We start from the raw sequence: 25,977 nt of genomic DNA on the forward strand, positions 1-25,977 counted from the left end.
ACCTGGTTGCGTGCGCACCGCAGCCGGGCGCCGGATGGTGAACGTAACCTTGTCCGGTGCCGCGGCCTTCGCGATACTGTGCGGATGGTGGTGGAGGAAGACCTGTTGACCCAGTGGATCGAGCTGGCAGGGGAGCAGGCCGCAGATGTGGGTGTAGATCTGGTACGGCGTTACAGCGAGCCGCATCGTCGCTATCACACCGTGCGTCATCTGGCGAGCATGCTGGAGGTCATCGACGAGCTGGCCGCTGCCGCGGTGGATCTCGCCGCTGTGCGCTACGCGGCTTTCTTCCACGACGCGGTCTACGCGGTCGATAGGCCGGACAGCGAAGAGCGCAGTGCCGAACTTGCCGAAACGATGCTGTCCGAGCTGGGGGCGACACCGGAGCTGATCAGTGAGGTCGGCAGATTGGTCCGACTCACCGCGACCCATGCCCCCGAACCAGGCGACCATGACGGCGCTGTGCTCTGCGATGCGGACTTGGCGGTCCTCGCCGCGGATGTCTCCGGCTACGCCGCGTATACCCAGGCTGTGCGCGCGGAGTACGAGCACGTTCCGGACGAGTTGTTCCGCGCCGGACGCGCGGCGGTACTGCGGAAGCTCGCCGAGCAGCCATACGTGTACCACACCCAGGCTGCCCGACGCCGCTACGAATCCGCCGCGCGGGCCAATCTCGCGGCCGAGCTGAACGAGCTCACTATGTCGACGGGACAGCCGGCGCGCTCAGGTAAGGAGCACGAGTTGGGTAGCGGAGGCGATCTCGGTGCGTAGCCCGGCTTTGGCCGCCACCCGCGCCACCCCGCGGATATCGGTCGGTTCGGCCCTGGTGAGCACGAGTGCCCGAGCGAGCAGGCCTTTGTGGTGCTTGTTGAAATGACTCACCACGGTGCGCGAGCCGTCCGGGTGCTCGGTGAGCACGGTCGCGGTCACCGCATCGGACATCCGTCCCAGTTGCTGATAGCTGCCCGAGCGCAGGTCGACGACGAGTTCTCCGGCGGCTTCAGTGCGCAGCGCCGCAGCCAGCTCTTCGCGCCACAGCGCGGGAAGGGGCGGTAGTCCGGGCAGTTTGCTGCCTCCGGAGAGCCGGTAGGCGGGAATCGGGTCGCCGGCGCGAACCGCGCCGAACAGGGCTGAGCAGACACCGAGCCGAGCGTATGCCTTGGCTCGCTGGATCTTCGTGAACGAGCGCGCGTCGAGCGCCTCGTAGAGCACACCGGTGTAGCGCTCCAGGGCGGGCCGGGTCGGCGCAGTCCGTAATGCGGCATTGCGTGCGATCTCGGTGGCGGCGCCTTTGCCGAGTCCCAGCACAGTGCTCGCGCGTTGCGGGTCGGCCGCCAAGCGTATTACCTCGTCGATCAGCCGCTCGCGCACCGAGGTGAGCTGCGGCATCGCCAGTGACTCCAAGGCAAGTGGCGCTCCGGCACCGCCATCGGACTTGGTTTCGGAAGGAGGGAGCAACACCAGCACGAACGAATACGGTAATGCGCTGTGACCGGCGTCCGGTCGGCGACTACCCTGTGCATCCGTGATCACCCGCCTCTCCCGACTGTTCCTGCGAACCCTGCGCGACGATCCCGCTGATGCGGAGGTGCCCAGCCACAAACTCTTGGTCCGTGCCGGCTACGTGCGCCGAGTCGCCCCTGGCGTCTACTCGTGGCTGCCGCTGGGCTTGCGTGTACTGCGCAAGGTCGAGGGCATTGTGCGCGAGGAAATGGATGCGATCGGTGCACAGGAGATCTCGCTCCCCGCGCTGTTGCCGCGCGATCCATACGAGACCACCAATCGGTGGACCGAGTACGGGGACGGTCTGTTCCGATTGCAGGATCGTAAGGGAACGGACTATTTACTCGGCCCGACCCACGAGGAACTCTTCGCGATCACTGTCAAAGGCGAGTACAGCTCCTATAAAGATCTTCCGGTCACGCTGTACCAGATCCAGACCAAGTACCGAGACGAGGAGCGCCCACGTGCGGGTCTGCTGCGCGGCCGTGAATTCGTGATGAAGGACTCCTACTCTTTCGATCTGGACGAGGACGGCCTTAAAGCCAGCTATGCCGCGCACCGGGGGGCCTATCAGCGTATCTTCGACCGGCTACGGGTCGAGTACGTTATCGTCGCGGCCACTTCGGGCGCGATGGGCGGCAGCGCGTCGGAGGAATTCCTCGCCGACAGCCCGGTCGGTGAGGACACCTACGTTCGTTGCCTGGAATCCGGCTACGCGGCCAATGTGGAGGCAGTGGTCACATCCGCTCCAGACCCGCTGCCGATCGCGGAACAACCTGAGGCCGTCGTATCCGACACCCCTGGTACCCCGACCATCGCGACACTGGTGGACTGGGCCAATGGGGCAGGCTTGGCTGAGCACTATGGGCGTCCGATCACGGCGGCCGACACCTTGAAGAACGTCATGGTCAAGCTGCGTCACCCGGACGGCAAGTCCGAGATCCTCGGCATCGGCATTCCTGGTGACCGCGAGGTCGACGACAAGCGCCTCGGAGCATCGGTCGAGCCGGCCGAGGTGGAACTGCTCACCGATGCGGACTTCGCCGAGAACCCGTTTCTCGTGAAGGGATATATCGGTCCGAAGGCGCTGCAAGCCAATGGCGTTCGTTATCTGGTCGATCCGCGCGTGGTCAGCGGGACCAGCTGGATCACCGGTGCCGACGCACCGGGCAAACATGTTGTCGGTTTGGTCGCGGGCCGGGACTTCACGCCTGACGGCACCATCGAGGCCGCCGAGGTCTGTGATGGTGACCCCTCGCCCGATGGACGCGGTCGGTTGGTTTCGGCACGTGGTATCGAGATCGGGCATATCTTCCAGCTCGGCAACAAATACACCGATGCGTTCGAGGTGGACGTACTCGGCGAGAACGGCAAACCGGTACGGTTGACCATGGGGTCCTACGGTATCGGCGTCTCGCGTATGGTCGCGGTGATAGCTGAACAGCAGCACGACGACAAAGGACTGCGCTGGCCGGCTTCAGTCGCGCCCTATGACGTGCATGTGGTCATCGCGAACAAGGACGACACGGCTCGTGCGGGTGCCGAGGATGTGGTGGCCGGACTCCATGCCAGGGGTGTGGATGTGCTCTTCGACGATCGCACGGTCTCACCGGGGGTGAAGTTCAAAGACGCCGAGCTGCTCGGTATGCCGCTAGTGTTGGTGATCGGCCGCGGGTGGGCCGCGGGTACGGTGGAACTGCGCGATCGGTTCGCCGGTGAGACCGAAGAACTCCCCGTCGCCTCGGCAGTGGACATGGTGGTGGCCAAGGTCCGCCACTGACCTTGTTCGCCGCAGGCTCTGACGGCTCGGTCCAGGAGCCTGCGGCGGACGGGATACGCAGGCAAGTGCGGAATCCTCTCGTATTCGGGCACGCACGTGCTCGGCAACGGTATTTCGTCTACCGCACGGTGACCAACTTCGCCGGCGCGCGTGGTTTGTTGATTTCGCGGCCGAGGTCCAGCGCGTAGAAGTAGGCGGGGAGTTGACCGGCGGTGCGGTGGAGCACGAGGTCGACGACGTGGCGCCGTCCATCGGCAGCGGGAGATATTCGACGAACCGGAACCGAACTATCGGTACTTACGGAATCGTAACCTGAATTTGCCGGCCAGTACTTCGTATACCTGGGACACGCTGCGATTACTCGCTGGTAAGTTAACCGTCATGACAAATATCGACGCGCGGTTGTTCAACCCCGCCAGCTATGATCCGCAGCAGTTCGACGCCGAGACCCGGCGGCTGTTGCGCGCCACCATCGAGTGGTTCGAAAGCCGGGGCAAACAGCGTCTGCTCGCCGACGACCTGAACGCGGTGTGGACGGCCGACTTCCTCGACTTCGTGAAGAAGGAGAAGTTGTTCGCCACCTTCCTGACTCCCGCGGCATACGCCGATGGTGACCAGGACCGGCGCTGGGATGCAGCGCGTAATGCCGCGCTGTCGGAGATCTTCGGCTTCTATGGCCTGGCGTACTGGTATGCCGAGCAGGTGACCATCCTCGGTCTCGGCCCGATCTGGCAAAGCGACAACGAGGCGGCCAAGAAGCGCGCGGCCGCCGATCTGTCCGCGGGCGAGGTGATGGCCTTCGCGCTGTCCGAACAGTCGCACGGCGCCGACATCTACAACACCGATCTGGTGCTGACCCCCACCGAGCCCGGCAGCGCGGACGCCGAGGCAGGCATTCTGTTCCGCGCCAATGGCGAGAAGTACTACATCGGCAATGGCAACGTGGCCAGCATGGTGTCGGTGTTCTCCCGGCGCGCTGACCTCGACGGTGCTGACGCCTACGTCTGGTTCGTCGCCGATTCCCGCCATGAGAACTATCGTCTGCTCGGCAATGTCGTGCATGCGCAGATGTACGTCAGTACTTTCCGTCTGGAGAACTATCCGGTCCGGGCCGAGGACATCCTGCACACTGGCCCCGAGGCGTTCTCCGCGGCGCTGAATACGGTCAACGTGGGCAAGTTCAACCTCTGCCACGGTGGCATCGGCATGGTCGAGCACGCCTTCTACGAGGCGATCACGCACGCCGACAACCGCATCCTCTACGGCAACCCGGTCACCGACTTCCCGCACGTGCGCACGAACTTCGTCGACGCGTACGCGCGCATTATCGCGATGAAGCTGTTCAGCGACCGCGCTGTCGACTACTTCCGTAGTGCGAGCCTGGATGATCGCCGCTACCTGCTGTTCAACCCGATGACGAAGTCGAAGGTGACCTCCGAGGGCGAGACCGTCATGACGTTGCTACTGGATGTGCTGGCCGCCAAGGGATTCGAGAAGAACACCTACTTCGCCGAAGTGCAACGGCTGATCACCACCCTGCCCCGATTGGAGGGCACGGTGCACGTGAATGTCGGGCAGATTCTGAAGTTCATGCCGAACTACTTGTTCAACCCGAAGGACTATCCGGAGATCGGTACCAGGCAGGACGCGGCTGACGATGCGTTCTTCTGGCGGCAGGGCCCGGCGCGAGGTGCGGGCAAGGTGCAGTTCGCCGACTGGACCCCGAGCTACGACAAGCATGCCGACATCCCCAATGTGGGCCGGTTCTACGAGCAGGCACAGGCGCTGCGTACGCTGCTGACCACGGCGGCACCCGATACCGAGCAGCAGCAGGATCTGGACTTCATGCTGACCATCGGCCACTTGTTCTCCTTGGTGGTCTATGGCCAGCTGATTCTGGAGCAGGCAGCGATTACCGGGCTGGACCGGGATCTGATCGACCAGATCTTCGACTTCCAGATCCGCGACTTCAATGGTTACGCCACCGCGCTGTATGGCAAGCCGTCGGCCACTGCGGGCCAACAGAGTTGGGCTGCCTCTGCGCTTCGACCGCCGGTGGCCGACCGTCTGCGCTTCGACCGGGTGTGGGCCGAGGTAGCGGCTTACGACGGCGCCTACGAGATGCGGCCGTAGTATTCGCCGTTCCGTGGGATTTCCCGGTTCGGGGCGGCCGGTGCTCGGGCACTCGGCCGCCCTGTGTGGACCTGGGCTACGCCGTATGCGCCACTGCTTGGTCGCCCGTGGTGGTAGTGCCGCTCTCTCCGGCCTTCCGACGTGGGATGGTGAGCGTGGCGATCACGCAGAGTATCGCTACGGCGAAACAGGCCAGGGTATACCAGAGGTTCCCCACCGGGTCGCCGTTGTTTGTCACACCATCCGAGGCGGTAAAGAAGTCCGGTAGTGCGGTCGCCCAGAGTAACGCCATGACGCCCAGGTAAACCAGGCTGTAGACCTGGATGAGCTTGTTCGTGTACTGCGGAGTGTCGGCCTGGCCGTGTCGTAGCCGCTGCCACTGCCGGGTCAGGATCAGCGCGGCGACGATGGTGACGACAACCAGCTCGGCCGCATAGAGGAATCCGCGTACTGTGGTGCTCCCCATGCCGAACAGCGTTGCTGGAAGTGGCAATACCGCTGTTCCCACGGAAGCGAGCAGTCCGATGACCACGGTCCGCCACACCAGCTGCGGTCCGGAGAAGGCTCGCCCCGCGTCGACGTGGCGTCCGACGAAAAGTTGAGCACAGAACGCGAGAGATATCGGCCACAACGCGCCGAAGACGACCACGCTCGGCAGCGGCACCGAATCGAACATCGGTTGATTGATCGGATGTTCGGTAGCCCACGCCCACCAGCGCAGTTGTGGGCCGAGATGGTCGAAGATCTCATAGAAGGCGTGGTGGACGAAGCCTACACAGACTGCGCCGAGCGCGACTCCGTACCGGCGGAATACACCCAGCATCCTGACGATCTCGAAAGCCATTGTGGCCATGAACGGATAGGCGGCGACGATGTACAGCGGAAGCCGACCCCACAGGAAATCCACGGTGAACACGTTGTGTGCGAACATCGTGTCGACGTGTGCGTCGATGCCGAAGGCTGCCGGGAAGTACAAAGGTGGCTCGATAACGAACAAATAGGCGGTCGCGCCGAACCAGAGCACCAGATTGGTGGGATCACCGTGACGACGCAAACGTGTGATCGCGTAGATCAGCGTGAGTACCGCTCCCAGAATGATCGTGAATTCCAGGATCGGCAGTGTCCAGTTCTCCAATGCGAAAGGGTTCCGCACCTCGACGAGTCCACCGGCCTCGTCGCAGGAGAAGCCGAGTGTGGTCGCGAGCCGCTCGAAGGTGGGTGCGCAGTGATCAGCCATCAGTTCAGAACTCCTACGAAGCGGTGGTACCCGCGGTATACCAGTGTGTGACGTCGTATCCGGCCTCGTAGCGGTTGAACCACAGGTCGGCAAGTGCGGGTAATTTCTCGTGAGCCGGGTTGTGCTTGGGTAGCTGACTGCGGATGATGCCGACCAATGCGATGAGTTGCTCGCGGCGTGGCAGGTCGTCGAACGCGCGCGACATCGGGCCGTTGTCTTGCGTGTTCAGCAGCGGAAACCACGTGCGCAACTTCTGCTTACTCCGATACGAGGCGAACATCGCCAGTGCGTCGATCTTCCGATCCTCCAGTGGTACATGCGTGTTGAATCCCTCGCAGGCCACCCTGATGACCCGCATCACATGGCGGAAGATCGATGGCGCCATACGCATCCGGTACACATCGCTTCCGACGACAGAATCGAAGATGATGAGCGCGGAACTGCGATGTTCGACTTCTTCGACGAAGTGCCAGATGAACAGCGAAGCGACCCGGTCGTCTCCCGGCCGGAAGAGAAATGCGTCGTTATCGAGCATCAGCTTGAACACGGGGGTGAAGGTCGCCTCCAGATCTGCGGTGTAGGCGAGCCGGTACTCGACGGAAGTGTTCACGGTGAGTCGGTCGAACTCTCCGATCACTTCGTTGAGCGTCTCCTGTAGTCCGGGGTACTGCTTGATCAGGGCATTGACATGTTGGCGGTGGGCTGTGGAATGTTGCCCCTCCTGATGTACGAACGCATCGGCTTCCTCTGCCACCTCTCGGTCGGTGATCAGTGGCTTGACCTCCCGAATCATGTTCACAACCATTTTCTCGAAGGCGATTGCGAGGAAAGACACCGCATTGGCCATCGAGGAGAACGCAGGATTCTCTTCGTTCCAGAGGAAGGGCACGCCGTAGTCCGCGAATGCGAACCGCATCTTCCGCATTTGTAGATGGGTCACTTGGCCGCACCTCTTTTCTCGAAGTCGTATGGCCCGGTGGTCTCATTCGGATCCGCCGTAGCTGCGCTGAAAGTAATCATACGCATAGCTTGCAAAATGTATGATCACAATCGAGATGCTGGGAGTAACCGGTACTCGGACGATGTACTGTCCTGTGATAGGGTCGCTCTCTTGATCTGGATAGGCCCTCTTGATCGGGATAGTCGGCGAGCTATCCGTTCAGAGATCGCGCAAGCGCAGGCATCGTTCGAGCCGAGGAAAGCGGGCAGTGGCAGGAAGGCGTGGGTGGCGCGGAAGTCCGCCGAGCAACGACGAAGAAGCATCTCAGCGCATTGTCGCCGCTGCGGTCGATCTGATCGGGCGAACCGGCTCGGAGATCAGCATCGCTGATGTCGCGGAGTCGCTAGGCGTTATCAGGCAGACGGTGTACCGATACTTTCCCAGCGCGGACGCGCTGATGCGGGCGGCGGCGATCGCGTCGGTCGATGGATTTCTCGATCGGCTGGCACGGCACGTGCGCGGTATCGAAGACCCGGTCGACGCACTGACCGGGGGAGTGGTCTACACGCTCGCCGAGGTACGCCGAACGCCACACCTCGGCATTCTGCTTTCCAGTACGTATTCGAACATCCATCCTGAAGGCATCGTTTCCGAGGAGGCGCAAACCTTCGGAGCGACGATGATCAAACGTTTCGACGTCGATTGGGAGCGCTACGGGTACGACGATGCCGCGCTACACGAACTCGTCGAATACCTTTTGCGCACAATGCAGTCATTCTTTCTCTCCCCAGGGAATCCGCCACGCGGTGAAGAGGACTTGCGGCGATATCTACGCCGCTGGATGGGCGCGGCGATTCTTGCTCAGGTGAAGCCATCGGAGAGCATTCAGTCAGCGGTGCAACGGGATATGGCGAACTTCGACAGTCATGAACCGCTGCCACTGGATTGATGCCACTGGATTGAGCCGACAGCTCACTTCGGCGAGTGACGTCGAGGGAAGCTGTTCTCGGTGGTCCACTCGGCGAGATCTCCGGGTGAGGCCCTGCTGCAGTTCACAGCGGAGACCGGGTGCCGCGGGTCGATGCGACGGTCAGGTCTCGCCAGGGAACGCGAGGGTGGGTGGGTGCACACCGAGGAACGATTGCCAGGTGGCCAGCCGGACGGCAGCTTCGGTGAGTGCGTCGACGCCGGTACCGCGAACTGTCGCGGATGTAGCGCGTTCGACTACCGACCGCCAAGCGGCCGCGGTGTCGGACTCGACCGCCACGGCGAGTCGGGCGGCTGAGACCGGGTCGGTGACCGGGAACGGTGCCGTGTAGGCGGCATCGGGCGGTGGTATCGATGCGCCCTCTGTGGCGAGGGTATCGGTAATGGCGTCGCGCCGGGCGCGATGTGCGGCAGCGTACTCGGCGATCAGTTCGGTGCGCGCGGTGGAGGCGTACGCAGCGATCACGCCGTAGGCGTACACCGCGCTGTATTCGGCGTTCAGCGCATCGCTCAGCGCTTGGCGTTCGGCCTCGGTCATGCCAGTAACACCCCAGTGTGAGTTGCGCACGCCGCGCCGATCGAGGCGAGTAATCCGGCCCGGTACCCGGACAGGGCGCGAGCGAGGGCGGCAGCTGATTTCTGGGACTTGGTCAACTGGGCGCGCAATGCTTCGATGCTCGGCGGGACGAGATCACCGGTAACGGCGGCGGCCGCATCCGAGCTGTTGGTGTGCTGCGTCGGTGTGGTGCCATCGGCGTAGACGCCGATCGCGCGATCGATCTCGGTGCGTAAGGCGTCGGCGTGCGCGGTGCGCTCGGCCGCGATGGTGCTCAGTGCGGCATGCCGTTCCGGTGCGGTCGCGATGGCCGCGGTCGCGGCAGCGGCGTCGGCGCGGGCCAGCGTCTCCGGCGCGGCCAGTGGATCTGGTTCGCGCGCGGTGTTCTCGGTGGCGCAGCCCGTCGACGCGCCGAGGACGAGGATGCCTGCCGTTCCACGGCCCGCGAGGCGTAGTGCGGTGCGACGATCCAGAGCCGAGAAGCGGGACTCGGGATGGGCGGAAAGGATGCCGGAAGTGTGCCCGGCACGCGGCGGGGCGAAGAGGCTGATGGGCACGGGACTATCGTGCCAGATTCCCGGCACGTCACCGGACGAGGCTTCGATTGTGGCGCGCGTACTCCTTGCCCGGTGGTCCATTACACTCTCGTGGCGCGTTACGCTAGAGCTTCGGTAGAGAAATTCCCGCCGCGCCACAATTGAACCAGGAGCCGCTCATATGCCGATGCCGACCGAGGAAAGGGTGAGCCAGCTCGTAGCTGGTCTCGTCGAACGTCGAGGATTCGACCTCGAGGGTGTCGAGATCTCAACGGCGAGCAAGCACGCGGATGCGCAGGCTCGGGTGCAAGTGACGGTGGACAGCGACACTTCCGATCTGGACTCCCTCACCGTGCTCAGTACGGAGCTCTCGGCTCTGCTGGACGACGTGGGAGATTTCGGTGAGACGCCCTATCTGCTGGAAGTCTCGACTCCGGGTATCGACAGCCCGCTCACCGCAGACCGGCACTGGCGTCGGGCGCAGGGTCGGAAGGTGCGTGTCGTGCTGTGCGAAGGCGTACGTTCGCCCGTGGGGTCACCTGCTTTCGAGGCCAGGATCGGTACGCTCGCGGGTGCTTCGGTGGTGCTGGTACTCGGCGGTAAGCGAAATCCGTATCGGGTGACGGTTCCGCTCGCCGATATCGCTTGCGCCGTAGTTCAGGTCGAGTTCTCCCCGCCCGGCCTGCGGGAACTGGAACTCGCCGGTGGGGTTGTGCCGGGGCGGCCTGTCCCTGGCCGGGAAGAGGCGGTGGCGGTCGACGACATCGCGGAGCACGGCCCGCCGCGCGGAACCCCGAATGCGCAACCCGAACCAGTAACAGCGTCTGATTCGCCGATCGAAGGGATCGTGGAATGAACATCGAAATCGAAGCCCTACGTGCGATCGTCGCGGATAAGGGGATCTCGATCGAGACCGTGATCTCCGCGATCGAGTCGGCGCTGCTCACCGCTTACCGGCATACCGAGGGGCATCAGCTCAACGCACGCATCGATATCAATCAGAAGACCGGTGTGGTCCGGGTGATGGCGCGTGAGTTGGATGCCGATGGCACCGTGATCTCCGAATGGGACGACACTCCTGAGGGATTCGGTCGGATCGCGGCGACCACCGCCAGGCAGGTGGTGTTGCAGCGGCTACGTGATGCGGAGAACGAGAAGTCCTTCGGCGATTTCTCTACGCACGAGGGCGATATCGTCGGTGGCGTAGTGCAGCGCGACGCGCGAGCCAACGCTCGTGGCACCGTCGTGGTGCACGTCGGCAGCGAGCTACACGGCGCGGAGGGGCTGATCCCGCCCGCCGAGCAGGTGCCGGGCGAGGACTACGAGCACGGTGACCGGATCAAGTGCTACGTCGTCGGCGTCTCCCGCGGTCCGCGCGGGCCGCAGATCACGCTGTCGCGCACACACCCGAATCTGGTGCGGCGGCTGTTCGCGTTGGAAGTGCCCGAGATCGCCGATGGTTCGGTGGAGATCACTGCTGTGGCGAGGGAGGCGGGACACCGCTCCAAGATCGCAGTGCGCAGCATGGTGCCCGGAGTCAACGCCAAGGGCGCTTGTATAGGTCCGATGGGACAGCGGGTGCGCAATGTGATGAGTGAGCTGGCCGGTGAAAAGATCGATATCATCGATTACGCCGACGATCCAGCGGCATTTGTCGGGAATGCGCTCTCGCCGTCCAAAGTGGTTTCGGTCACAATTGTCGATGCCGAGGCACGCGCGGCTCGCGTCGTGGTTCCGGATTTCCAGCTTTCGCTGGCCATCGGCAAGGAGGGGCAGAATGCCCGTCTCGCTGCGCGATTGACCGGTTGGCGCATCGATATCCGCAGCGACGCCGCACCCGACGTGGGCGGTTCCGTTCGGACGGAGGTACACCGTAGTTGACCCGAACCGGTCGCGGAGCACTCGGAGTGACATCGCCGGGGGTGACATATTGATAACTTCCGCAGGGGAGGGGTTCGGCGATCCGAACGCTTCAGCGGTAGAGTGTTCCAAGGTTCAGTCCGATCCTTCGGCTCTTGTACCCGACCGCGCTACCGAGCAGGATGCGGCGCCTCGGCGCCGGGTAGCTCCTGTGCGGACGTGTATCGGATGTCGGAAGCACGAACTGACCGTCGATCTGTTGCGGATTGTGGCTCGGAATCGTGTGACCGGAGATAATTCTCGGGTCATCGAGATCGTCCCCGATTCGCGGCGCAGACTTCCTGGACGGGGTGCCTGGTTGCACCCCCTTTCGGCTTGTCTGAGCGCGGCAGAGCGGCGCCGAGCGATCGGCAGAGCACTACGAGTGTCCGGACATCTGGATATCTCGGCCCTGGAGTATTACCTCGAGAACAGGCACGAGCACTCATGAGCACACCGTGAAGTACCAACGATGAACGTCCATCGGAGATAACCCGAGGTCGTGCGGGCCGCCCCAAGACGGTGGCGCTGCTCGACCTCTCAGTGAGGAGAGCAGTGGCAGGCAAGGCCCGCGTGCACGAGTTGGCAAAAGAACTCGGAGTCACGAGCAAGGAACTACTCGCAACGCTCAAGGAGCAGGGCGAGTTCGTGAAGTCGGCGTCGTCGACGGTGGAAGCTCCCGTCGCACGTCGGCTGCGTGAGTCGTTCGCGGCGAAATCCGCTCCATCGAACGGTGGCAAGCCGGGTGCGCGGCCCGGTCCGTCAGCGGCCCGTCCGGCCGCGAAACCCACGGGTAATGGTCCACGTCCCGGCCCGCGCCCAGGGCCATCGCCTGCGCAGGCTCCAGCGGCGCCAGCCGCCAAGGAAGCCGCTCCTGTCCGACCGGCCGCGCCCACCAGTGAGCCCTCGGTCGCGAAGCCGGGTCCGACGCGGCCTGGCCCCACTCCCGCGCCCAAACCCGCCGCGCGGGATTCGTCCGCGCCGCCTACTGCCGCGGCCTCGGGTTCCGCGCCCGCGCCGTCTGGTCCCCGTCCTACACCAGGTGCTCCTCGTCCTGGTCAGCAGCGTCCTGGTCAGCAGCGGCCTGGCCAGCAACGTTCCAGCGCCCCGACGCCGGGGGGCCCGCGTCCTGGCGCCACCCCCGGTCCGCGGCCGGGCCCGAAGCAGCCACGTGTCGGTAACAACCCCTACTCGTCGGCTCCGGAACGCCCCGCGTCTCGCCCGACTCCTGGTCCGCGCCCAGGGCCCACGCAAAGCGGACCGAGGCCCGGTCCAGCGCAAGGCGGTGCACGTCCGGGGCCGGCCCAGGGTGCGCGTCCGACACCCGGTCAGGGTGGTCCGCGCCCCGGCGGCCCGCGCCCCAGCCCGGGTTCGATGCCGCCGCGGCCGAACCCCGGTGCGATGCCGTCGCGTGCGGCGCGTCCGGGAGGTTCCGGTGGTCCCGGCGCGGGGCGTCCTGGGCGTCCCGGCGGTGGTGCCGGTCGTCCTGGTGGCGGCGGTGGTGGCGGCTACCGCGGTGGCGGTGGCGGTGCCGCGGGAGCGGGAGCGCCCGGTGCCGGTCCGTCCGGTGGCTTTCGCGGTCGTCCCGGCGGGGGCGGCGGTCGTCCGGGTGGTCCGGGCGGTCGTGGCGGCGCGGCGGGCGCATTCGGCCGTCCCGGCGGCGCGCCTCGCCGCGGTCGTAAATCGAAGCGGCAGAAGCGGCAAGAGTACGACTCGATGCAAGCCCCCGCTGTCGGCGGCGTGCGGCTGCCCCGTGGCAACGGTGAAATCATCCGGCTCGCCCGAGGTGCGTCACTGTCGGACTTCGCGGAGAAGATCGATGCCAACCCGGCCGCACTGGTACAAGCGCTGTTCAACCTCGGCGAGATGGTCACCGCGACACAGTCGGTGAACGACGAGACGCTAGAGCTGCTCGGTGGTGAGATGAACTACGTGGTGCACGTGGTCAGCCCCGAGGACGAGGACCGCGAGCTGCTGGAGTCGTTCGACCTCACCTACGGCGAGGACGAGGGTGGCGAGGAAGATCTCGAACAACGTCCGCCGGTGGTAACCGTTATGGGCCACGTCGACCACGGTAAGACCCGATTGCTGGACACCATTCGTAAAGCGAACGTCCGAGAAGGCGAAGCAGGCGGTATCACCCAGCACATCGGCGCCTACCAGGTGCTCACCCACTTGGGTACCGAGGATCGGCTCATCACTTTCATCGACACTCCGGGCCACGAGGCGTTCACCGCTATGCGTGCCCGTGGCGCGAAGGCCACCGACATTGCGATCCTCGTGATCGCGGCCGACGACGGTGTCATGCCGCAGACGGTAGAGGCAATCAATCACGCGCAGGCCGCCGAGGTGCCGATCGTGGTGGCAGTCAACAAGATCGATAAGGAGGGTGCCAACCCGCAGAAGATCCGGCAGCAGCTCACCGAGTACGGCTTGGTCTCCGAGGAATATGGTGGCGACACCATGTTCGTCGACATCTCTGCCAAGCAAGGCACCAATATCGAGGCATTGCTCGAGGCAGTTCTGCTTACCGCGGACGCTGCCCTCGATCTGCGCGCGAACCCGGATATGGACGCCCAGGGTGTGGCTATCGAGGCCCATCTCGACCGCGGCCGCGGTCCGGTGGCCACGGTGCTGGTGCAGCGCGGCACACTGCGCGTCGGTGATTCGATCGTGGCGGGCGATGCCTATGGTCGTGTGCGCCGCATGGTGGACGAGCACGGCGAAGACGTCGAGGCGGCGCTGCCGTCGCGTCCCGTTCAGGTCATCGGCTTCACGTCGGTGCCGGGTGCCGGAGACAACCTGCTCGTGGTCGACGAGGACCGGATCGCACGGCAGATCGCAGACCGGCGCAACGCACGTAAACGCAATGCGCTGGCCGCTCGCAGCCGCAAGCGGATCAGCCTCGAAGATCTGGATGCCGCGCTGAAGGAAACCAGCGAGCTGAACCTGATTCTCAAGGGCGACAATTCCGGTACCGTCGAGGCGCTTGAAGAGGCTCTGCTCGGCATCCAGGTGGACGACGAAGTGCGGCTGCGGGTCATCGATCGTGGTGTCGGCGGTGTCACCGAGACGAATGTCAACCTCGCTTCCGCATCGAACGCGATCATCATCGGATTCAATGTCCGGGCCGAGGGCAAGGCGACCGAGCTGGCCAACCGCGAGGGCGTCGATATCCGGTATTACTCGGTGATCTACCAGGCCATCGATGAGATCGAGAAGGCTCTCAAGGGCATGCTCAAGCCGATCTACGAAGAGGTCGAGTTGGGCCGGGCCGAGATCAGGGCGCTGTTCCGCTCTTCGAAGGTCGGTACCATCGCCGGTTGTATGGTCACCTCGGGCTCGATCAAGCGCAATGCCAAGGCGCGCTTGCTCCGCGACAATGTAGTGATTGCCGAGACGATGACGATCTCCTCGTTGCGCCGAGAGAAGGACGACGTGACCGAGGTTCGTGAGGGCTTCGAGTGCGGTATGACGGTCACCTACTCCGATATCAAGGAAGGCGACGTCATCGAGGCCTACGAGCTGCGCGAGAAGCCGCGCGACTGAGAGCGAGACGAGGCCCGGACGCTGCGGCGTCCGGGCCGTTCGTCCGAGATAATCGGAGGGGTACGGGTGTACCTGGGTGCACTGGAGTTCGATGTATTGCTCGGTGATGTGCATTCACTGAAGCAGAAGCGCTCGGTGATCCGGCCGATTGTGGCAGAGCTACAGCGCTTCGGTGTGAGTGCTGCCGAGGGCGGAGGGCATGAGCTGTACCGCCGTTCGCTGCTGGGTGTGGCCATGGTCAGCGCAGGGATGGACCACCTGACCGAGGTGCTGGACAAATGTGAACGACACGTCGCGGCTCGCCCGGAGTTACAGTTGCTGGCGGTGCGCCGCCGGATTTTCGGCCCCGAAGACTGAGCGCGGCGGCAGTGATCGGCATCGTTGCGCGATCTCGGCCGCGGCGCCGCCACGTTTCCGTGGCTGTTGAACAAAGTGAGTAGTGAGGAGGAAACGGCCATGGTGGATCAAGCCAGGGCACGCCGACTCGCCAAGCGGATTTCCTCGATTGTGGCGACCGCGATCGAATACGAAGTGAAAGATCCGCGGCTGCGTTTCGTGACCATTACCGACGCCAAGGTCACTGGTGATCTTCGGGAGGCGACGGTGTACTACACCGTGATGGGTGAAACTCTCGATGTCGAGCCGGATTACGATGGCGCGGCCGCAGGCCTGGAGAAGGCCAGGGGGGTATTGCGTTCGAAGGTGGGGGCGGGTACCGGGGTGAAATTCACCCCGTCCCTGGCGTTCGTACTGGATACGGTACCCGATGCGGCACGGCAGATGGAGGAGCTGCTCGCTCGGGCACGGGCCGCGGATGATGCGGTCGCCAGGGTGGCCGCCACCGCCAGACACGCAGGAGACGCGGACCCCTACAAGGTCGAACGCGCCGCCGATGAGTGACGTCAGGTACTGATGACGGCGATACGGGAAACGGCGGGTCTTGCTGCCGCCGTGGCGGCTCTGGATGCTGCGCGCTCGGTGACGATCCTTTGCCATGTGCAGCCCGACGCGGACACTATAGGAAGTGGCCTGGCGCTGGCTCTGGTCCTGCACCAGCGCGGTATTCCGGTACAGGTGTCATTCGCCGAACCAGCCGAGTTGCCGGTGCCGATACGTTCGCTGCCGGGGCTGCAGCATGTGGTGGCACCAACCGAAGTGCGTGCTGCGGTGGATCTGCTCGTCGCGGTGGACTGTGGTAGCGCGAGTCGGCTAGGTGCGCTTGCCGACCGCTTGGTCGGCGCCGCGACAACGATAGTGATCGACCACCATCAATCGAACACGCTCTTTGGTTCGATCAACGTGGTCGATCCTGGCGCAGAGTCCACAACGAGCCTGATCACGCGGCTACTCGATAGGTGGGGCGTGCCGATAGATCCGGATATCGCGCACTGCCTCTACGCCGGCCTGGTCACCGATACCGGTTCGTTTCGGTGGGTGCGTTCGGGTACCCATGAGCTGGCCGAGCGATTGCTGGCTACCGGAATCGACGGTGTCGAGATCAGTCGCATTTTTTTGGATACTCACCCGTTCGACTGGTTGCCGGTGTTGTCTCGAGTGCTCGCTACGGCGCAGCTCGTGCCGGAAGTGTGCGGTGGCGTCGGGCTGGTATACGTATTCGTGCGTCACGACGACGCCGGAGAGGTGTGCCCAGAGGAGGCCGAGAGCGTGATCGATGTCGTGCGCACGACCGCAGAGGCAGGGGTCGCAGCGGTGTTCAAGCAATCCCGTACCGCATCGGACCGGTGGACGGTGTCGCTTCGCTCGCGCGCTGTCGGGTCAAGATCGGGCTACGGGGTGGATGTGTCGGAGGTGGCCGCGGGACTTGGGGGTGGTGGGCACCGCTTCGCCGCCGGGTACACCGCTTACGGCACGCCCGACGACGTGGTCGGTGCGCTGGTGGCCGCGCTAGGGTGAGCGGGATCCACGGCGCCGACCGACATGAAACGGTCGCCATGACCGCTATGGCTGGACGTCGACTCGAATCACCAGTGTGGGCTGCGGTCGACTCCGTGCCTGCCCGCCGTTCTCGACCTGCGTCGCGCCGAGTGCAGGAGAGACTTGGGCGAGCCTGGTGCGGTAGGCGCTCATGACAGCGGATGACTCCGGTGAAATGGAAATCGCAGTTCGGGCATCGCAGGTAGCCGAGGTGCGGATATCCGGCACTCGCCAGGTTGCCGAGGTTGGGCCGAGGCGTATTTTCGGGCTTGCGGTGCCGACGCTCGGCGTACTGGTCGCCGAACCGCTTTATCTGCTGTTCGATATCGCCGTTGTCGGTCGGCTCGACGCGCTCGCGCTGGCAGGCCTCGCGGTCGGTGGACTGATTTTGGCCCAGACGAGTTCACAACTGACCTTCCTGTCTTATGGCACGACTGCGCGCTCGGCTCGACGCCACGGCGTGGGGGACCGCTTGGGCGCGGTCACCGAAGGAGTGCAGGCGACCTGGATCGCCATCGTGGTCGGCGCCGCGATTCTGCTGTTGGCTCAGATGTTCGCCGTGCCGTTGACCACCGCCATCGCCGGTGGCGGCGATATCGCGGAGGAAGCATTGGCCTGGGTACGCATCGCGCTTTTCGGTGTGCCGCTGATCCTGATCGCCATGGCAGGCAACGGATGGTTGCGCGGTATCCAGCACACACGCCGTCCGCTGATCTATGTAATTGCCGGGCTCATGGTCTCGGCCGTCCTCTGTCCGATGCTGGTGCATGGGCTTCTCGGCGCGCCACGTCTGGAGCTGCCTGGTTCGGCGGTGGCGAATCTCGCCGGACAGCTCGTCACCGCGGTTCTGTTCGCGACCGCACTGATCCGTGAACGAGTCTCGCTGCTTCCGCGATGGTCGCTCATCCGTGCGCAGCTCGTACTCGGGCGTGACCTCATTGTCCGTAGCGCTGCATTCCAGGCCTGCTTCGTCTCGGCAGCGGCGGTCGCCGCTCGCTTCGGTGCCGCTTCGGTGGCCGCGCATCAGATGGTCCTGCAGCTGTGGAATTTTCTCGCGCTCGCCTTGGATGCGTTGGCCATCGCCGCGCAGACGCTTATCGGTGCCGCGCTCGGTGCGGGCGATGCCACGGGCGCCCGCGGCATCGCCCGACGGGTAACCTTGTGGTCGGAGCTCTTCAGCCTCGTTCTCGCCGCTTTTTTCGCGATGGGGGCCGCAGTCGTCCCATTACTGTTCACTGACGACCAAGAGGTGCTCGACCATACTCATGTGGTGTGGTGGTTCTTCGTCGCTTTGATTCCGGTGGCAGGGGTTGTCTTCGCCTTGGACGGTGTTCTGCTCGGTGCGGGTGACGCCGCCTACTTGCGTACCACCACGCTCGCCGCGGCGCTGTTGGGTTTCCTGCCCGCCGTTTGGTTGTCGCTGGCATTCGGCTGGGGAGTGGGCGGAATCTGGTCCGGCTTGGCCGCGTTCATGATGTTGCGGCTGATCGCGGTCACTCGGCGAGCGCTTTCGGGCCGGTGGACCCGCCCCGGTACCGAGATACCGGGATGAGTGGCACTCGGCCGCTGGTATGCGCGGATCGGAAAAGATATGTCAAGGTAGGTGTGATGATACCCAAGTTGATGGCGGTCAGTGATATTCACGTCGGGCACCAGGGGAATCGGCCGATTGTCGAGCAGATCACGGCGGACTCGCCGGAAGACTGGCTTATCGTGGCCGGAGACGTGGGGGAGAAAACCGAGGACATCCGATGGGCGCTGAAACTGCTGCGTAGCAGGTTCGCCAAGGTTATCTGGGTTCCTGGCAATCATGAGCTGTGGACTACGGCGAAGGATCCGGTGCAGATGTCCGGGGTGGCGCGCTACGACTACTTGGTCGCGCTGTGTCGCGATCTGGACGTGCTCACACCAGAAGACCCGTTCCCGGTGTGGGAGGGCGCCGGCGCACAAGAGTACGGCGGACCGGTGACGCTGGTGCCGATGTTCCTGTTGTACGACTATTCGTTCCTGCCTGCGGGTGCCACCGACAAGACAGAGGGACTGGCCATCGCCAGAAAGCGTAATGTGGTGGCGACCGATGAGTTCCTGCTCTCGTCGGAGCCATACGCGACCAAGGAGGCGTGGTGCCATGCTCGCGTGCAGGCGACCAAGCGCAGGCTCGATGCGCTCGCACCCGGCACCCCGGTCGTATTGATCAATCACTTCCCGCTGGTCCGTCAGCCGACCGAGGTGTTGTTCTATCCGGAGTTCGCGCTGTGGTGCGGTACTGAACTGACCGCGGACTGGCACACCCGGTACAACGTGGTCTGCTCGGTCTACGGTCATCTGCACATCCCGCGCACATCACACTACGATGGCGTCCGGTTCGAGGAGGTATCGATCGGCTACCCGCGCGAATGGCAGCGCCGCGGATTGCCCGACCGACTGTTGCGGCAGATCCTGCCGACTCCGCTATATCCACCGGGCACGCTGAACAAGTGGGGCGGTCATTTCAGGGTGACCCCGGAAATGGAAGCCGCTGCCGCCGTCATGCGTAGTAAGGCGCAGCGGCGGCACGGGCAAGCATAGTTTCCGCCTGCGCGAGCCGAGTGGGGTGGTGGCGTCGTATTCCGGCCGATGGTACTGGACTAGGCTCGTAAGTGATGATCGAGAACATTCTGCCCGCGGGTGTGGCCTCGGCCGAGCTGCTGGCTTATCCGGAGGATCTGCGGCCGTATCCGGCAGAGGAGCACCTCATCGCCAAGTCGGTGGAAAAGCGGCGTCGTGATTTCATCGGTGCCAGGCACTGTGCCAGGCTGGCGCTCGAACAACTCGGCGAACCGCCGGTCGCGATCGGCAAGGGAGAGCAGGGCGCTCCGGTGTGGCCACGCGGGATCGTCGGCAGTCTGACCCACTGCGACGGTTATCGGGCCGCCGCGCTCGGCCATAAGCTGAGGTTTCGTTCCATCGGCATCGATGCCGAGCCGCACGCCACGCTTCCCGACGGCGTACTCGACTCGGTAAGCCTGCCTCAAGAGCGACAGTGGCTGAAAGCCACCGACTCCGAGCTGCACCTGGACCGGCTGCTGTTCTGCGCCAAAGAGGCCACCTACAAGGCGTGGTTTCCCTTGACGATGCGCTGGCTGGGTTTCGAGGATGCGCACATCACTTTCGAGATCGAGGACCGCGCTGCCGCTTCCGGGTACGGGAGTTTCCACAGCAGGTTGCTGGTGCCGGGCCAGACCGCGGACGGCGGGGTTCCCTTGCGTTCGTTCGAGGGCCGTTGGCAGATCGTCGATGGATACATCCTGACCGCGATCGCGCACATCTGATGGACGGTCTAGGCGGTCTGCTCATTATCGACAAGCCCGCTGGCCGGACCAGCCACGATGTCGTCGCGAAGTGCCGCAAACTGCTGCACACCAAGAAGGTCGGACATGCGGGAACGCTGGACCCGATGGCCACCGGTGTGCTGGTGCTCGGTGTGGAGCGCGCGACCAAGCTGCTCGGTCTGCTCACTCTGACGACCAAGGCATACACCGCGACAATCCGTCTCGGCCAGGCGACCGATACCGACGACGCCGAGGGTGAGGTACTTTCTACCACCCCGGCCCGCCACCTCACCGACTCCGATATCGCCAGACATGTCGCCGAATCGACCGGTGACATCGATCAAGTCCCTGCCACAGTGAGCGCGATCAAGGTGAACGGTGTACGTGCCTACGCCCGCTACCGTGCTGGTGAAGACGTTCAGCTGGCCGCTCGTCCGGTGACGGTGTCGTGTTTCGATGTGCTCGCGCGTCGTGAGGTCGGAGATTTTCTCGATCTGGATGTGCTGGTCGAGTGTTCCTCGGGTACCTATGTGCGGGCGTTGGCCCGTGACCTGGGCGCTGCGCTCGGTGTAGGTGGTCATCTGACCGCGTTGCGCCGAACCAGAGTCGGTCCGTTCACCCTCGACCATGCCCGCACCGTGGATGAGCTGTCCGCCATCGTGGAATCAGATGGGTCGCCGCTGAGCCTCGATATCGACGCTGCGGTGCGCATCGCGTTCCCGTGCCGAGATATCGACGAGAAACAGACCGATGACCTGCGCAACGGACGCTGGCTCGAACCTGTCGGGATACCTGTTGTCTACGCCGCTGTCGACCCGGCTGGGCGTGTGATCGCGCTGCTGCGGGAAAGCGACCGACGGGCAGCGTCGGTCATGGTGGTGCGCCCATCCAACCTCTAGAAACGCGTGGCGGCTTTCATCGGCTTTCGGAGTGGAGGCTATCGAGGAGAGGTTGCCGCTCAGCCGCCGACCTGCTGGCGGAGGCGGTTCACTGCGTCGTCCATGTGTTCGATGAGCAGGGTCCGTACCCGGACCGACGGAGCAGTGGCGATCGCCTCCCGGAGGTCGATGTGTTCGCGGGCCTGTTCGCTCAGATCAGGGTAGGTGGTCTGTAAGGCGCCCAGGCACATCCGGGTCTCGATCAACAGGGTGCGGGCCGCACGTACCAGCCGAGGGCTGGCCGCGCTCTCCACCAAGGTCTGATGGAAGGCTTGGTCGGCGTTGGATACGCCTACCGCGTCCCCCTTGTCGGCGTATGCGAGCATCTCCTCGACGCTGGGTTCCAGGGCCTTGTAGGCGAGGGCACGGCGGCCGTCGAGGATCAGTTCGAGCGCACCGCCTTCCAGCACAGTTCTGGCACGGTAGATATCGATGACGTCGTCGAGAGCCAGTTCGACGACGAAGATGCCGCGGTGGCGGATACTGTGCAATAAGCCTTCGGATATCAGGCGCTGCATCGCCTCGCGCACCGGCCCGCGCGACACCGCGAATTGCGCGGCCAGATCGGTTTCGCCGAGCTGGGTACCAGGTGCGAGATTGCCGTGCATGACCGCCTCGCGGAGCCGATCGGCAATCATCTCCGCGGTCGATTGCCGATTCACTGGCTCGAAGTCAACGAAGGACATCGGTCTTCCTGTGTGCGAACAGAGTGCCGAGCGCAGGTGCGGTCGGTTCGACGCCAGCCAATCGCAGGCCTGTCCAGATGGTGACCTGATTGGCTGTCAGCACTGGTTTGCCCAGTCTGGCCTCCAAGTCGGGCAGCACTGCGAGAGTGTGCATGGCGGTGTCGGGAATGAGCAGCGCTTGCGCTTCGGGGTGGTCGTTGTCTATCGCCAGCTGCAGGACCTGGGCCGGGGTAAGGGTGCCGACTTCCGCGGCGGTGTCGATACCCGCACTGGACATCGAGATGACGTCGATGTCCGCATCGGCGAGGAATCCCACGAACAGCCGGGCGACCTCGTCAGGATAGCTGGCCGCGACCGCGACGGTGTGCAGGCCGAGCGCGTGCACTGCGTCGGTGAAAGCGAAACTGGTGCTGGTCGCGGGCACGCCCGCCGCAGTGGACAGCGCGTGCACCTGTTCGCGGGCGCCTGCGGGGCCGTAGACGAAACTGCCTGAGGTGCAGGCCCAGACGATCGCCTCGGGGCGATGCGGGGCAAGCAGCGCCGCGCCGTCGCGTAGTTTCTCGGGGTTGCCCAGATCGAGCAGCTCGGGGACGGCGTGCAGATCAGTGCCGTAGATATGAACCACCGGTAGATGCGCGTCGAGTGCCGTCGCCGCGAGTGGGTAGTCGTCTTCGGCCGCGTGATCGGGATAGATGAAGCCGACGGTGGGTGCGCGCATATGGTGTCCTTTCTCTTTGGGACCTTCGGGAAACCAGACTTTCAGAAAACGTTGAGCAACCACTTTCCTGGCCCCATCATCGGTAATTTCATCCTTCCGAGACAGGACCACATGGTGAGCTGGTTGGCGGTGAGCACGGGTTTGCCGAGCGCCTTTTCCAGCGGCTCGATGACGTCGTAGGTAGGCAGGTTGGTGCAGCTGACGAAGATGGCCTGCGCGTCGGGGGCATCGGCGCCGACGATGCGTTCGGCGATGGTGCGGTAGCCGACTTTCCATATGCCGCCACCCAATCCGAGATGATCTGAGCGCACTACCGCACATCCGGCTTCGGCGAGGAAGTCGTGCAGCTTGTGCGTGAGGATCTCGTCATAGGGAGTGAGTACTGAGATCCGAGTCAGGTTGAGGTGCTGGATCGCCTCGACCAGCGCACCCGATGTGGTGACCGCAGTCTGGGCCCCGGCCTGGCAAATGGTTTCGCGCAGTGACCTTTCGTGGGCCAGGCCTTTGATGAAGCTGCCTGAAGTGCACAGGTAGGCGACTACTTCGGGTTCCACGTGCAGCACGTTACGGGTGGCCGCGGTCAGGTGCGCGGCAGCGGATACCAGCTCGGCCATCTCGAGTGACACCGGGACCGGTTCGTAGGGGGTGCGGGCCAGGTGCAGGCTCACCTCCAAGGGAGCCCAGCGCCACAGCTCGCGTTCGAGTGCGAGATCGAACGGAGCGATGATGCCGATGCCTCGCTGCGCAACGGGCCCGTCGAGGTCAGGAAAGCTCAGATCCACTACGGCCCCTCTCGTGCTCAGCCGGGACTACCTCCGAACCCGCTCGGATTGTTGACAATCATACGATGTGATCTTACTGTGTCAATGTGAATCAGGGCCCGATCGTCACCGTCCTGCATAGTGACAGTGTGCCCGACGGTGCGGACATGGTCCGTGTGGCAGACAGTGCGATCGTTCGCTATACCGAGGCGAACGGGCTTGCGAGCGCCTTGCGTGGGGCGGATGTGTTGTTCGTCTACGACTTCGGCACCCGCGCTTTGCCCGGCGCATGGCATGCGGCCGACCGGCTGCGCTGGCTGCACATGGGCTCTACCGGTGTCGACTCGGCGATGTTTCCCGAGTTGCAGAGAAGTGACGTGGTGGTGACCAACACCCGAGGTGTCTTCGATTCGGCGATGGCCGAATACGTGCTCGGGCAGATTCTCGGTTTCGCTAAGGATTCGTGCGGCTCGTTGCTGTTGCAGCAGCGGCACGAATGGCGCCATCGCGAGTCCGAACGGGTCGAGGGGGCGACAGCGGTGATCGTGGGTACCGGATCGATCGGCCGCTGTATCGCCCGTCTGTTGCGCGCGGTAGGGATGTCGGTGCGGGCGGTTGGCAGGCGTGCCAGGGATATGGACCCGGATTTCGGGACTGTCACCACCGATCTGTACTCCGAACTGGCCGGGGCCGATTACGTCATCGCCATCGCTCCATTGACCGAACAGACCAGAAATATGTTCGACACCAAGGCTTTTGCCGTGATGTCGTCTTCCGCCAGGTTTATCAATGTCGGTCGCGGGGAACTCGTCGTAACCGACGATCTCGTCGACGCTTTGCGCGCCGGGGCGATCGCGGGAGCGGCGCTGGACGTGGTGGACCCGGAGCCGCTTCCGGTCGGTCACTCGCTGTGGGATCTGCCGAATGTTCGGATCACGCCGCACAATTCCGCTGATTTCATCGGATGGCGTAGCGAGATCGTCACAGTGTTCGCCGAGAACTTCGACAAGTGGATTGCCGGACGTCCGTTGGACAACGTGGTCGATAAAAGGCTGGGGTACGTGCCCAGTTGAAGGAGCCCATTCATGAGTCACTCCGATATGAACCATCCCACTGATCCGACCGTGATGACAGCGGTCGAGTTGGTCTCCGCCTACTCCGTGGGTGTCCTGTCGCCGGTCGAAGCGACCGAGGCGATCCTGCGGGCGATCACCGACCGGGACAGCACGATCAACGCGTTCTGCCTCGTTGATCCCGACCGCGCGTTGGTGCTGGCGAAGGAATCCGAGGCGCGCTGGCAGTCCGGACGTGCCCGCGGCCTGCTCGACGGCGTGCCGATCTCGATCAAGGACATCTTCCTGACCGAGGGTTGGTCCACCCGGCGTGGCTCCGTCTCGATCGACCCGGTCGGGCCGTGGTTGGTGGACAGTCCCGCAGTGGCGCGGCTGCGTGAGGACGGCATGGTGTTCCTCGGCAAGACCACTACCCCGGAGATCGCGTGGAAGGCGGTCACCGACAGCCCGCTGACCGGAATCACGCGCAACCCGGCCGACCCGGCCACCACTGCGGGCGGGTCCTCCGGCGGCAGCGCCGCGGCCGTCGCGGCGGGTATGGGCCCGGTCTCGGTGGGCACCGATGGCGGTGGCAGCGTGCGTATCCCGGCCGCCTTCTGCGGGATCGTCGGTTTCAAACCCACCTATGGCCGGATTCCGATGTATCCGGCCAGTCCGTTCGGTCCGTTGGCGCACGCGGGCCCGATGTCTCGCACTGTCGAGGAGGCGGCGCTGCTGATGGATATCCTGTCGCTGCCCGATCCTCGCGACCCGACCGCGCTGGCTCCAACGGTCACCACGTTCCGTGCCGAGATGCACCGCGATGTGCGTGGGCTGCGGGTGGCGTATTCGCCGACACTCGGTTATGTCGAGGTCGATCCTGAGGTCGCCGCGATTGTGGACGCGGCGGTGGTGCGGCTCGCCGAGGCCGAACTGCGGGTCGACGCCGCAGATCCGGGCTTCGACGATCCGCGCGAGGCATTCGAGCTGTTCTGGGCCGCAGGTGCGGCCACCATGTTGTCCGGTTTCCCGGAGGGTACGCGCGGGCGGGTCGAACCCGCGCTGCGCATGCTGTGGGAACGCGGTGAAACCATCAGCGCCGTTGATTACCTGACTGCGCGTAACGAGGCGGCGCGCATCGGCATCACGATGGGCGCATTCCATACCGATTACGACGTTCTGATCACCCCGACGATGCCGATTCCCGCATTCGAGGCGGGCCATGATGTACCGCCGGGCAGCGACATGCGCAGTTGGCCGGAGTGGACGCCGTTCACCTATCCGTTCAACCTCACCCAGCAGCCTGCGATCAGCATCCCGGTCGGCACCACCCATGCCGGTCTTCCTGTGGGACTGCAGATCATCGGTCCACGCCATTCCGACGATCTGGTGCTGGCGGTGGCTCGCTACGCCGAGTTCGTGCTGGCATCCTGAACCTCGGACGCCCTGTGCCGCA

The 25,977-nt window shown here is 64.3% G+C and carries 25 protein-coding genes; 17 read left to right on the forward strand and 8 right to left on the reverse strand.

Going from position 1 to position 25,977, the window contains the following annotated elements; all coding sequences use genetic code 11:
* Positions 1-84 precede the first annotated feature (84 nt).
* A complete protein-coding gene (locus ACX4ZE_RS03765; RefSeq protein WP_480271849.1) occupies positions 85-771 on the forward strand; it encodes an HD domain-containing protein in 687 nt (228 codons plus the stop codon).
* Here ACX4ZE_RS03765 and yaaA read toward each other — a convergent pair.
* Positions 724-1,467, reverse strand: a complete 744-nt coding sequence (yaaA, locus tag ACX4ZE_RS03770) for a peroxide stress protein YaaA (protein ID WP_480271959.1) — start codon at positions 1,465-1,467, stop codon at positions 724-726. The two genes, ACX4ZE_RS03765 and yaaA, sit on opposite strands and share 48 nt — an antisense overlap.
* Positions 1,468-1,525: 58 nt before the next feature.
* Here yaaA and ACX4ZE_RS03775 point away from each other — a divergent pair, with 58 nt between their 5' ends.
* Positions 1,526-3,283: a proline--tRNA ligase gene (locus tag ACX4ZE_RS03775; protein ID WP_480271850.1), complete on the forward strand. Its 1,758-nt coding sequence runs from the start codon at positions 1,526-1,528 to the stop codon at positions 3,281-3,283.
* A 381-nt stretch (positions 3,284-3,664) separates the two neighbouring features.
* The gene (locus ACX4ZE_RS03780; protein WP_480271851.1) at positions 3,665-5,416 is read left to right on the forward strand and encodes an acyl-CoA dehydrogenase family protein; all 1,752 of its coding nucleotides are present in this window, start codon (positions 3,665-3,667) and stop codon (positions 5,414-5,416) included.
* A 76-nt stretch (positions 5,417-5,492) separates the two neighbouring features.
* Here ACX4ZE_RS03780 and ACX4ZE_RS03785 read toward each other — a convergent pair whose 3' ends face one another.
* Positions 5,493-6,653, reverse strand: coding sequence for a hypothetical protein (locus tag ACX4ZE_RS03785; RefSeq protein ID WP_480271852.1), 1,161 nt, complete (start codon positions 6,651-6,653; stop codon positions 5,493-5,495).
* 13 nt (positions 6,654-6,666) lie between these two features.
* Positions 6,667-7,593, reverse strand: a complete 927-nt coding sequence (locus ACX4ZE_RS03790; RefSeq protein WP_480271853.1) for a metal-dependent hydrolase — start codon at positions 7,591-7,593, stop codon at positions 6,667-6,669.
* Between the two features lie 268 nt (positions 7,594-7,861).
* Here ACX4ZE_RS03790 and ACX4ZE_RS03795 point away from each other — a divergent pair, with 268 nt between their 5' ends.
* Positions 7,862-8,542 carry a TetR/AcrR family transcriptional regulator gene (locus ACX4ZE_RS03795; RefSeq protein WP_480271854.1) on the forward strand — a complete coding sequence of 227 codons (681 nt, stop codon included), beginning with the start codon at positions 7,862-7,864 and terminating at the stop codon, positions 8,540-8,542.
* A gap of 141 nt (positions 8,543-8,683) precedes the next feature.
* On the opposite strand, the gene ACX4ZE_RS03800 is transcribed toward ACX4ZE_RS03795, so the two are convergent.
* Both ACX4ZE_RS03800 and ACX4ZE_RS03805 read right to left on the reverse strand, forming a co-directional pair.
* A complete protein-coding gene (locus ACX4ZE_RS03800) occupies positions 8,684-9,118 on the reverse strand; it encodes a ferritin-like domain-containing protein (RefSeq protein ID WP_480271855.1) in 435 nt (144 codons plus the stop codon).
* Positions 9,115-9,693: a hypothetical protein gene (locus ACX4ZE_RS03805; RefSeq protein ID WP_480271856.1), complete on the reverse strand. Its 579-nt coding sequence runs from the start codon at positions 9,691-9,693 to the stop codon at positions 9,115-9,117. Before ACX4ZE_RS03805 ends, ACX4ZE_RS03800 begins: the two co-directional genes overlap by 4 nt.
* Positions 9,694-9,853: 160 nt before the next feature.
* Between ACX4ZE_RS03805 and rimP the strand changes: the two genes are divergently transcribed.
* The 11 genes from rimP (at position 9,854) to truB (ending at position 21,265) form a co-directional block, all read left to right on the forward strand.
* Positions 9,854-10,528 (forward strand): ribosome maturation factor RimP, encoded by a 675-nt coding sequence (gene rimP / locus ACX4ZE_RS03810; RefSeq protein ID WP_480271857.1) that lies wholly within the window; start codon positions 9,854-9,856, stop codon positions 10,526-10,528.
* The gene (nusA, locus tag ACX4ZE_RS03815; protein ID WP_480271858.1) at positions 10,525-11,553 is read left to right on the forward strand and encodes a transcription termination factor NusA; all 1,029 of its coding nucleotides are present in this window, start codon (positions 10,525-10,527) and stop codon (positions 11,551-11,553) included. The genes rimP and nusA overlap by 4 nt, the downstream gene beginning before the upstream one ends.
* A 190-nt stretch (positions 11,554-11,743) precedes the next feature.
* Complete coding sequence (locus ACX4ZE_RS03820; RefSeq protein WP_480271859.1) at positions 11,744-12,022, forward strand: YlxR family protein; 279 nt, start codon at positions 11,744-11,746, stop codon at positions 12,020-12,022.
* A gap of 104 nt (positions 12,023-12,126) precedes the next feature.
* Entirely contained in the window at positions 12,127-15,120 is a 2,994-nt protein-coding gene (gene infB / locus ACX4ZE_RS03825) for a translation initiation factor IF-2 (RefSeq protein WP_480271860.1), read from the forward strand.
* A gap of 66 nt (positions 15,121-15,186) precedes the next feature.
* The gene (locus tag ACX4ZE_RS03830; protein ID WP_480271861.1) at positions 15,187-15,477 is read left to right on the forward strand and encodes a DUF503 domain-containing protein; all 291 of its coding nucleotides are present in this window, start codon (positions 15,187-15,189) and stop codon (positions 15,475-15,477) included.
* A 99-nt stretch (positions 15,478-15,576) separates the two neighbouring features.
* Entirely contained in the window at positions 15,577-16,020 is a 444-nt protein-coding gene (gene rbfA, locus ACX4ZE_RS03835; protein WP_480271862.1) for a 30S ribosome-binding factor RbfA, read from the forward strand.
* Between the two features lie 12 nt (positions 16,021-16,032).
* Positions 16,033-17,034: a DHH family phosphoesterase gene (locus ACX4ZE_RS03840; RefSeq protein WP_480271863.1), complete on the forward strand. Its 1,002-nt coding sequence runs from the start codon at positions 16,033-16,035 to the stop codon at positions 17,032-17,034.
* 172 nt (positions 17,035-17,206) lie between these two features.
* Positions 17,207-18,607 carry an MATE family efflux transporter gene (locus ACX4ZE_RS03845; protein WP_480271864.1) on the forward strand — a complete coding sequence of 467 codons (1,401 nt, stop codon included), beginning with the start codon at positions 17,207-17,209 and terminating at the stop codon, positions 18,605-18,607.
* A 56-nt stretch (positions 18,608-18,663) separates the two neighbouring features.
* The gene (locus ACX4ZE_RS03850) at positions 18,664-19,623 is read left to right on the forward strand and encodes a metallophosphoesterase family protein (protein ID WP_480271865.1); all 960 of its coding nucleotides are present in this window, start codon (positions 18,664-18,666) and stop codon (positions 19,621-19,623) included.
* Between the two features lie 74 nt (positions 19,624-19,697).
* A complete protein-coding gene (npt, locus tag ACX4ZE_RS03855) occupies positions 19,698-20,366 on the forward strand; it encodes a 4'-phosphopantetheinyl transferase Npt (RefSeq protein ID WP_480271866.1) in 669 nt (222 codons plus the stop codon).
* Positions 20,366-21,265 carry a tRNA pseudouridine(55) synthase TruB gene (gene truB / locus ACX4ZE_RS03860; RefSeq protein ID WP_480271867.1) on the forward strand — a complete coding sequence of 300 codons (900 nt, stop codon included), beginning with the start codon at positions 20,366-20,368 and terminating at the stop codon, positions 21,263-21,265. Before npt ends, truB begins: the two co-directional genes overlap by 1 nt.
* Before the next feature lie 59 nt (positions 21,266-21,324).
* Here truB and ACX4ZE_RS03865 read toward each other — a convergent pair whose 3' ends face one another.
* From ACX4ZE_RS03865 to ACX4ZE_RS03875, 3 genes are read right to left on the reverse strand one after another with little or no spacing between them, the layout of a single operon-like run.
* Positions 21,325-21,990: a GntR family transcriptional regulator gene (locus tag ACX4ZE_RS03865; RefSeq protein WP_480271868.1), complete on the reverse strand. Its 666-nt coding sequence runs from the start codon at positions 21,988-21,990 to the stop codon at positions 21,325-21,327.
* Positions 21,977-22,708: a maleate cis-trans isomerase family protein gene (locus tag ACX4ZE_RS03870; RefSeq protein ID WP_480271869.1), complete on the reverse strand. Its 732-nt coding sequence runs from the start codon at positions 22,706-22,708 to the stop codon at positions 21,977-21,979. The genes ACX4ZE_RS03865 and ACX4ZE_RS03870 overlap by 14 nt, the downstream gene beginning before the upstream one ends.
* Before the next feature lie 41 nt (positions 22,709-22,749).
* A complete protein-coding gene (locus tag ACX4ZE_RS03875; RefSeq protein WP_480271870.1) occupies positions 22,750-23,490 on the reverse strand; it encodes a maleate cis-trans isomerase family protein in 741 nt (246 codons plus the stop codon).
* Between the two features lie 86 nt (positions 23,491-23,576).
* Between ACX4ZE_RS03875 and ACX4ZE_RS03880 the strand changes: the two genes are divergently transcribed.
* Entirely contained in the window at positions 23,577-24,542 is a 966-nt protein-coding gene (locus ACX4ZE_RS03880) for a D-2-hydroxyacid dehydrogenase (RefSeq protein WP_480271871.1), read from the forward strand.
* A 27-nt stretch (positions 24,543-24,569) separates the two neighbouring features.
* Entirely contained in the window at positions 24,570-25,955 is a 1,386-nt protein-coding gene (locus tag ACX4ZE_RS03885; protein WP_480271960.1) for an amidase, read from the forward strand.
* The last annotated feature ends 22 nt before the right edge of the window (positions 25,956-25,977 follow it).

It is taken from the genome of Nocardia sp. TBRC8007, assembly GCF_056629435.1.